This is a genomic window from Pelatocladus sp. BLCC-F211, assembly GCF_041928655.1.
In the GTDB taxonomy this organism is placed as follows: domain Bacteria; phylum Cyanobacteriota; class Cyanobacteriia; order Cyanobacteriales; family Nostocaceae; genus Pelatocladus.
In genome coordinates this window covers 1-9579 of sequence record NZ_JBHFLM010000049.1, presented here as the reverse complement: position 1 = coordinate 9579, position 9579 = coordinate 1, and the positions used below count along the sequence as shown (strand labels likewise).

Here is a 9579-nt window from a genome sequence, read left to right as displayed (position 1 = left end):
GTTGCGGGGGTCCCAAGAGTTGTAGCACCTGGCGTTTGAGGAACGTAGACGCGCCCTGCGCGGCTGATCGCAGAGTAACCCAACATTATCAAGGCTTTGTTGGGTTTCGCTTGCGCTCAACCCAACCTACATTTCTTCTTAACTGCTTTGGAAATCCGGGAACGCCTGCGCGATAAGGACTTGGAGTTTTCGCACCGATTGGTTGAGCGGTTGCGGGGTAAGGGGGGGTGACAGTTGTCAGTTATCAGTTCATCTTTGTGTCTTCGTGCCTTGGTGTTTCAAATATTCTTTTTTCAACACAAAGACACTAAGACACCAAGAAAATGCTAACTGATTTAATAGCCGCCTTCTTCTTCGTACTCTGGCATTTTCTCTTTGACTTTCTTGGGAATGTTCACCGGCTGTGGTGGTTCGTCGTCCCAAGCGTCGCGCTTTAGGTCATCGTCGTAATCATCGTATTCTTCTGTATATGATGATTTGGCGGTGTAAGGTTGGGCTTCGTACTTATCTTTACCCGTGGCTTCACTCCAGTTGTCTTCCTCTTCTTCTTCGTAGCGGATGGACTCGTAGGCTCGTGCTTCCATCACCCGCCGTTGGGGTGGGCGTTGTTCTTCGTAATAGTCTTCGTCCCATTCCTGTTGTGCTACAGGTTCGGGAGTGCGAATCTTGGGTTTAATTGGTTCAATTGGGACTCCGCTTGGTAGTTGGTTGGAAGGTGCAACTTGACGCGGCGCGTAGTTGTAATCTTCGACGTCTTCGCGTTCCCAAGGCGCTTTACCGATACCAAGGCGCTCTAGAACACCAACTGTTAACTGAGTTAACCGTTCTTCAGCACCCTCGAAGACAATTAATCTATTGGGGCCTGTGCTGACGATTTCTTCGATTGAGAGTTCGTAGGTACTCAGGAAGGAATCGGGAATTTGGGGTAGTCCTAAAGAGGCGATAGTGATAGAATATATTTTCCCAGTCTCGCCGTTGAACTTGAAGCCCCGGACTTTTCCTAAGACTTCTCCTGTTTCTGTAATTACTTCCCAATTTATCAGGTTGCTGAAAGCCTCAACCTCAATGTCTTCGATGACATCCTCGTTATCAACCAAAATTACATCCCCGATTTGGTTGATGTTGTTGAGGTACATATATCGCGGTATGCCAGACACGGAGATCAGGCTGTCTCGTAAGCCAAGAGCCACAACCTCTCGCTGATCTACATCCACCCAGACTTGACTGACTATGCCTAGCCGTTTCCCGTTGTCACGGGTAATCACCTGGGTATTTAAAATATCGGAACGCCTAATTATTTGTTCAGAGGTCATTCTATACCGAGTCCCTGATCTCGAATCCGGTTTATCTATACACTATTATTAACAAAAACTCAAGCCGACGTATTAGATGATTGTAACTTAATACCCAACACTTGAGTAAAAGCACCTCTGGCTTGAGTAACGCCAATTGTGCGTTCGGCTGATTCTATCATCGGGCGACGCAAACTCACAACTATAAATTGTGCTTGCTGCGCCTGTTGTTTAATCATTTTAGCTAATCGTTCCACGTTTGCCCCATCGAGAAACATATCTACTTCATCAAATGCATAAAACGGCGAGGGACGATATCTTTGGAGAGCAAAAATAAAGCTTAAGGCTGTGAGAGATTTTTCTCCCCCAGACATGGAAGCAAGGCGCTGTACTGGTTTACCTTTGGGGTGGGCGACTAAGTTTAAGCCACTGCTAAAGGGATCTTCGGGATTGTCGAGTTGTAAATAACCATCACCTTCAGAAAGAGTGGCAAAAATAGATTTAAAGTTTTCATTGACGGCGTCGAATGCTTCTTTAAAAGCACGTTGGCGGAGTGTGGTAAAGTTTTCAATTCGTAACAATAATTCGGTGCGTTCTGCTTCCAACGTTTGCAATTTTTGACTGAGTTCTTCTAACCGTTTTTGCGTACGTTCGTATTGTTCTAACGCCAGCATATTAACAGGTTCCATTGCTTGGAGGCGTTTAGCAAGCGATCGCAATTCTTTTTGTAAGTCTTCTAAATCGACTTTATCTGGTACTTCTGGTAATGGTGATGGTAAGTCAGCCACGACTGTTTGCAGTTGTGCTTGGATGTTGGCGAGTTCTTCGCGGCGCGTTTGCTGGGTTTCTTGCAGTTTTTGAATTTCCCACTCTAGTTGTTGTTGACGCTGGGTATCAGCCCGCAATTCCTGTTCGGTGCGATCGCGTTTTTGTTTTTCTTCTCCTAAATTCGCTTCCATTTCACTCAAACGCTGGCGGGTTTGGGAGATTTGTTCGTCTGTGGTGGTGATTTCGGTGGAGACGCGATTCATCGCGTCTCTACATGAGGTTTGTTGGGTTTGGTATTCAATGATACGCTGTTCGGATTCTTGGATTTTCTCCTGTAAGCGCTGTTGCTGATTTTCTAAGTTTTTGAGGTTTTGTTCTGCTGACCGTAAGGTCTGGTCACGTTGTTGTAATTGTTGCTCTAGTTCTTTAATGACAGCTTGGATTTGCTGCCATTCCTGGGGAGTTTGGGAGGATTCCAACTCTGCAAGTGCGTGGCGTAGTTGTTGTAATTGTTGCTCTTGTGCGGGTAAATCCCGATCCAAAATTTCCAAACGTGATTGAGCAGAAGTTAACTTTTCGGTATTTTGGCTCAGTTGCGATCGCGTGGTTTCTAACTGCGAAGTCAGGGTTTTGATTTCTTTTTGTAACTGTTCTAGCTGTAATTGCTGTTCGCGCCGTGTTTGACGTGCTTCTGTTAATTCCTGGGAAAGTTGTTTGGCGCGAGTTGCAAGAGATGCGATCGCCTCAGTACAACGTTCTAAAATTCTTTCTATATCCTCCAACCGCTTTTTCAGGGCGATCGCTTCGTCAGATTCTGCTGCTTCACCACTACCAAAGCGTAACGCCGAACGTTGGAAAACGCTACCACCAGTCATCGCGCCACTAGTTTCTAACAATTCGCCTTCGAGGGTGACAATGCGGTAAAGTCCCAAATTTTTCCGCGCCTGTTCCAAGGTGGAAAACACAACTGTATTTCCGAAAACGTAGGCGAACACATCGCGATAACGGGGCGCACACTCTACCAAGTTTACAGCATAACCGATAAAACCTTGAGCCAAGCGCAGGGTGGCGTCGGGTGTAAACCTGGGTGCTTGAATTTTATTTAACGGTAAAAAAGTTGCTCTCCCCGCCCTTCTTTGCTTTAATAATTCAATTCCAGCTGCGGCGACAGAATCATTTTCCACCACAATATGTCCCAACCTTGCACCAGCAGCAATTTCCAAAGCGAGTTGAAAACGCGGTTCCACTCGTCCCAACTTGACAACCAACCCACAAATCCCAGACATTCCTGATTGTAAAATGACTTTACTCGCGCCAGTCCCTTGAACTTCTTGCTGTGCTTGCGCTTGTGCTTCTAATTTATCCAACTGGCGTTGTTTTTCGCGCTGTTCTTGTAAAAGGCGCTTTTGGGTTTCCTGTTGAATTTGTAATTCTTGTTCTGTAGCTGTGAGATTTGGCGTTAAGGTTTCGATTTCTTGTAGAGACGTTACATGTAACGTCTCTACATCAGAAATTTGGGATTGTTTATCAGCAATTTCTGGTTCTACTGTTTGAATTAACTGGGTTTGTTCTTGAATTTGCTGTTGTAGTTGGTTGTTTCGTTCCCTTAGCTGTGCTTGTTCCGTGCGTTGGGGTTCAACGGTTTGGAGTAAAGTTTCAATTTGGCGATTGAGTGCTGTTTGTTGTTGTACCCACGCTTCCGAAGCTGATGCAATTTCTGCTGCTGCTTGACGAGAATTTTCTAATTCTTGTTGAACTGCGTCCCGTTCTTGTTGTAGAGACGTTACATGTAACGTCTCTACATTTTGTTGTTGCACCAATCGTTCTATAGTTTGCTGATGCTGTTGAATTTCTTGCTGAGTTTGAGTCAGACGTTTGGCTGTTTCTTGGGATGCTGTTTCGAGTTCAGTTTGTTGACGCTGGAGTTGTTTACGTTCAGCTTCTTGGTTTGCCAGAATTGCTTGTACTGCTAACAGTTCTTCTTCTCCCAATGCTTTCACACGGGCGTTGAGTTGTTCAAGTTCAAGATTTTTTTGGGTAATTTGGGTGTTGAGGTGAGTGAGTTGTTCAGTAAGTTCAGTGGAAGTGCGATCGCCTGCTTGAATTTGGTTCGCTAACTTTTCTTGATGATTTTGCAGGGTACGCCAAGATAACACCGCTTCCCACTTTTGTTTTTCCAGATATTCAGTACGGAGTTTTTGGTATTTTTCGGCTTTAGCTTTATCTTGCGACAGGCGATCGCACTGTGTAGTTAATTCAGTTTCAATAATTCGACAACTGTCTTCTTTTTCCCGAACTTCTTCCAGAGTATCTTTCGCCTGATTAATTTTACGGTCAAAGGACGCCACCCCTGCCAACTCATCAATAATTTCCCGCCTTTCCCGCGCATTCATCGAAATAATGCTGGTGACGTCCCCTTGCAAAACAACGTTGTAACCTTCTGGATAAACGCGCAGACGTTCTAATTCTTCGTGTAACTCTGTGAGAGTACTAGAGATTCCGTTAATGTAATAGTTTGATGTATAAGTTCCTTGGGGAGTAACACGTAGCCTACGAGTGACACTCCACTCTCCACCAGCTATGGCGCGGATTTTTTGTTTGCGATTTTTTTCGTCTTCTGTTTGTTCAACCCCCCCTTCCGTCCCCCCCGTGTACGGGGGGGTTTCGTCGTCGAAAGTATCGACTTCGACAGTGGAAACAATCGGTTCCATTTCTAAAAATTCATCTGGTTCATGATCAGATAAATCAAACGTCACCGTCACAATCGCTTCAACAGCAGTACGAGACTTGCTAGTTTGAGTCGTGTTGACAAGATCAGGTAGGCGATCAGCACGCATTCCCTTAGAACTAGCGAGTCCTAAACAAAACAGCAACGAATCGAGAATATTCGATTTTCCGGAACCATTTGGTCCAGAAACGACAGTAAACCCCGATAGCAGAGGGACAGAGGTAGTGCCACCGAAAGATTTAAAATTGGTAAGTTCAACCCTTTTTATATGCACCATAGGCGCTAATTATTTGACAAGGCGGAAATTTCAAGTGTATCAGTGAAAGTTGTGAATAGTCATTGGGGGTCGGGTAGGGTTTTGGAGTGAACCATCAACGAGCGATCGCCGCATTTGAAAAAGCTGGTTTCTTGGTGTCTTAGTGTCTTGGTGTTTAAATAATTATTTTTTCACCACCCTTCGGGTTCGCCACCTTGCCAAGTTCCCTCCGGGACGCTACGCGAACGTGACGGGAACCGCCAAGACGGCAAGTGGACTCACCAAAACACTAAGACACTAAGATCAAATACAGCTTTTTAGCTGAGATAATGGTTTTGTTTTTATCAACTTTAAGATATTCGCTTCCCTAATCCACCCGTTGCAATTGTGCAACTTGAGGATCGATAATTTTTTGACCAAGTTGATCAAATTTAATTGCTACAGAAACTTTTTTCTCAGAACCAAATACGTGTGTAATTTCACCTTCGCCAAAAATTTTGTGTAAGACGCGATCGCCTACTTGCCAATTTTCTGTAACGCTTTGTCTGGCTTTATTCCCGCGCTGTGGTACACTACCGTTGGCTGTTTTGGTGTAAGCAACTCTACCCGGACGATGGGTAACTAATAATTCTTCTGGTAATTCGTCGAGGAATTGCGATCGCACGGCGGGTTCCCGATTACCATAAAGCCGACGTTCCCGCGCGTGGGAGATAAATAATCTTTCTTGGGCGCGAGTAATCCCCACGTAACACAAACGGCGTTCTTCTTCCAATGCTGAGGGATCGTTCATCGAACGGTAGTTAGGAAATAGCCCCTGTTCTAACCCCACCATATACACCACAGGAAATTCTAAGCCTTTGGAAGCGTGGAGAGTCATCAAGGAAACGGCTTTTTGTCCTTCTTTGAGATTATCTAAATCGGAACTCAAAGCTGCACTGGCGAGGAAATCTCCCAAGGAAACTTCTTCGTTTTCTTCTTGAAATTGCAGTACGGCGTTGAATAATTCCTGGACGTTTTCTACTCTATCTTCTGCTTCGTCTGTTCCTTGGTTCATCAAGTCTTGCACATAACCAGAGTCTTCTACTATACCTTGTAAAATATCCGAAGCTGGCATGGTTGCTAGTTCTGCTTGCCAACGACTAATCATGGCCGCAAAGTTATTTACAGATTTGGCAGAACGCCCAGCTAAGGTATTAACTGATGTTTCATCGCTCAGTATTTCCCACAGAGTTGTGCCTAATTCTTGAGCAGCACCAACTAAGTTATCAATAGTCGCTTTACCGATTCCCCGGCGAGGAGTGTTAATCACCCGTAATAAACTGAGTGTGTCAGCTGGGTTCGCGATCGCTCTTAAATAGGCAAGTACATCTTTAATTTCTTTGCGGTCATAAAACTTTAACCCGCCAACAACAGTGTAGGGAATTTGCGCGCGAACTAAAAGATCCTCAAAGGGGCGAGATTGAGCATTGGTACGATAAAGAATCGCAAAACTTCCCCAATCTAATTCCGGGTTTTCTCTTTCTAAATTGCGAATTTGATTGATCACAAATTCGGCTTCGGCGATTTCATCATCAGCTTTGAAAAAATAAATCTGCTCCCCTGCACCTCTGGTGGCACGAAGAATTTTATCAATCCGTTGGGTATTATTTTCTATCAGTTCGTTAGCAGCTTGAAGAATATTTTCACAGGAGCGATAATTTTCTTCTAATTTTACCATTGTCCTAGTATCATCATCCGGTAAACCATCACCGAAGTCTTGCTGAAACTCGAGCAAAATAGTAAAATCAGCCATTCTAAAAGAATAGATTGATTGGTCGGCATCACCGACGACAAAAACTGAGCGATCGCTCCAATCCCAGTTATGCTTATTTGTTTCACCATGCGTTACCAATAACCGAATCAAATCATATTGAGTCCGGTTGGTATCTTGATATTCATCTACTAATATATGGTTAAATTTGCGATGCCAATAACCCAACACCTGTTCGTTTTGCTGAAATAATTTTACAGGTACAAGAATTAAATCATCAAAATCCAGGGCATTATTTTCTGCTAGCCGATCTTGATATCTATTGTAAACTTCAGATATCACTCTTCCACGGTAATTTGGTTGTTCTCTCTCAAAATCTTGAGGTGATAAACCTTTATTTTTAGCGTTACTAATGGCATAGCGTACTGAACGTGGTTCAAATTTTTTATCGTCCAGGTTTAACTGTTTTGTAACGATTTCTTTAACTAAACTCTGAGCGTCGGATTCATCAAAAATGGAAAAATTACGATTCCAACGGCGTCCTTTTTCGTCTTGATATTTTTCGATATCAAAGCGGAGAATCCGAGAAAATAAACTGTGGAAAGTACCACACCACAAATCTTTGACATAAGTGCGCCAAACTCGCGATTTTAGTTTGGCTTGATCGTATTCTGGCAGTAGATCAAAACGTTCACCAAATTCTGCGATCGCCAACTGTTCAGCAAATAACTTCTGAATCCGGTCTTTCATTTCCCGCGCGGCTTTGTTGGTGAAAGTCACTGCTAGGATATTTTCAGGATCAACACGATGTTGCAAAATCAGATTAGCAATGCGATAAGTCAGCGCTCGTGTTTTACCGGAACCTGCACCAGCAACAACTAGCAAAGGACCACAAAAGTGTTCAACGGCGCGGCGTTGACTGGGGTTAAGGTGACTGAGAAAGTCAATAGTCATTAGTCAATAGTCAAGGGTCAAGGGTTAAGGGTTAAAGGTTAAGGGTTAAGGGTTAAGGGTTAAGGGTTATCAATTACTACTAACCACTAACCCAAACAGTCATTATGAGAAATATATTTTTTCACATTAACTTGTTTATTTTGACAAAAAATGTTTCCTAAAATAGATGATCTATCACTTTTTATATGGTACGTAAATTCAAATGTACCGGAGATTTTACTGTGGATTTTGTGAGTAGCTTTTTTTATAGCGGGAATTTTATCCCACATGGTCATTGTTACCTATGGATGCCAGAGTTAGTATGGCTACATATCTTAGCAGATTCGCTCATTGCCCTGTCTTATTACTCAATCCCACTCACACTGATTTATTTTGTCCGTAAAAGAAAAGATGTGCCATTCAAGAGTATTTTTCTCTTGTTTGGAGCTTTTATTATCTCTTGTGGTACTACCCATATTATGGGAGTGTGGACACTGTGGCATCCTGATTATTGGTTATCAGGTACCATTAAAATTATCACCGCTATAGTTTCTTTTTATACTGCTTTAACTTTAATACCTTTAGTACCTCAAGCACTAGCCCTTCCTAGCCCAGCGCAACTAGAAGCAGCGAATAACGCTTTACAAACAGAAATTATAGAACGTAAACGAGTAGAACAAGAGTTACGCCAATATAAAGAACATTTGGAAGAATTGGTAGAACAACGCACAACAGAACTTGCCAAAACTAATGAACTACTCCAACAAGAAGTTGTTCAACGTCAGCAGTCTCAAGAAAAAATGGCGTTGTTATTAAAAGAATTAGAAAGTACTAACAAAGAGTTAAACGATTTTGCATATATAGTCTCCCATGATTTAAAAGCACCGCTCAGGGGAATTAGCTCATTATCAGAATGGTTATTATCCGATTATGCAGACAAGTTGGACGATGAAGGTAAGGAATTAATTAATCTGCTAATTGCTAGAGTTAAAAAAATATATAGTTTAATAGATGCGATATTACAATACTCACGAATTGGACGCATTAAAGAAGAAATCAGGCGAGTAAATTTAAATGATGTCGTCACAGAAGTAACTGAACTACTCGAACCCATCGAAAATATTCAAATAGATATAAGTAATGAATTACCTATAGTTGATTGTGAAAAAACTCGTATAGAACAAGTTTTTCAAAATTTATTGAGTAATGCTATTAAATTCATTGATAAACCACAGGGTAAGATTACAATTGCTTGTACTGAGAAGAATGGGTATTGGCAAATTAGTGTTAAAGACAATGGCCCTGGTATTGAAAAAGAACATTTTGAGCGCATATTTAAAATTTTTCAAAAACTATCTGACAACAAAAACTCAGATAGTACTGGTATTGGATTAGCCATAGTAAAAAAAATTGTAGAAATGTATGGAGGAGAAGTTTGGGTAGAATCAGAGTTAGGTGTGGGTACTACGTTCTTTTTTACACTTAAGAAGCGGTAATGGGGATCGGGGACATGGGGGACAAGGGGAGCCACTGCGTTGCGGAGCCAGTACGTTGCGGGGGTTTCCGAGCCAGCGCGTTGCGGAGGTTCCCTCCGTTGTAGTACCTGGCGTCGGGTCAAGAGCGTTGTAGCACGTGGCGTGGACAAGGAAGAAAAGAACCACCAACAACTAACCAATTACCAATTACCAATTACCAATTACCCATTACCAATTAAGTAGAACGGCGGAAATAATTCAAGGTTTGTAGTGAGGACTTTAGTCCTCAAATAAGGACTGAAGTCCTTACTACGAACTTAATTCCCAATTTTTTACATTCCTTAACATAGTTCGATTTATTCCCACCGACTTACTTA

The 9579-nt window shown here is 42.6% G+C and carries 4 protein-coding genes; 1 reads left to right on the top strand and 3 read right to left on the bottom strand.

Annotated elements, in window-relative coordinates; translation table 11 throughout:
• Positions 1-335: 335 nt before the first annotated feature.
• From ACE1AT_RS05000 to pcrA, 3 genes are all read right to left on the bottom strand, one after another.
• On the bottom strand, positions 336-1313 hold the full coding sequence (locus tag ACE1AT_RS05000) for a PRC-barrel domain-containing protein (protein ID WP_374866197.1): 978 nt from the start codon (positions 1311-1313) through the stop codon (positions 336-338).
• Positions 1314-1372: 59 nt separating this feature from the next.
• On the bottom strand, positions 1373-5065 hold the full coding sequence (gene smc, locus ACE1AT_RS04995; RefSeq protein WP_374866196.1) for a chromosome segregation protein SMC: 3693 nt from the start codon (positions 5063-5065) through the stop codon (positions 1373-1375).
• Between the two features lie 346 nt (positions 5066-5411).
• Positions 5412-7748, bottom strand: a complete 2337-nt coding sequence (gene pcrA, locus ACE1AT_RS04990) for a DNA helicase PcrA (protein WP_374866195.1) — start codon at positions 7746-7748, stop codon at positions 5412-5414.
• A gap of 185 nt (positions 7749-7933) precedes the next feature.
• Between pcrA and ACE1AT_RS04985 the strand changes: the two genes are divergently transcribed.
• Positions 7934-9223 (top strand): ATP-binding protein, encoded by a 1290-nt coding sequence (locus ACE1AT_RS04985; protein ID WP_374866194.1) that lies wholly within the window; start codon positions 7934-7936, stop codon positions 9221-9223.
• Positions 9224-9579 lie beyond the last annotated feature (356 nt).

Coding starts and splice junctions, on each gene's coding strand:
- ACE1AT_RS05000 (WP_374866197.1), bottom strand. CDS start 1,313: ATGACCTCTGAACAAATAATTAGGCGTTCCGATATTTTAAATACCCAG.
- smc (WP_374866196.1), bottom strand. CDS start 5,065: ATGGTGCATATAAAAAGGGTTGAACTTACCAATTTTAAATCTTTCGGT.
- pcrA (WP_374866195.1), bottom strand. CDS start 7,748: ATGACTATTGACTTTCTCAGTCACCTTAACCCCAGTCAACGCCGCGCC.
- ACE1AT_RS04985 (WP_374866194.1), top strand. CDS start 7,934: ATGGTACGTAAATTCAAATGTACCGGAGATTTTACTGTGGATTTTGTG.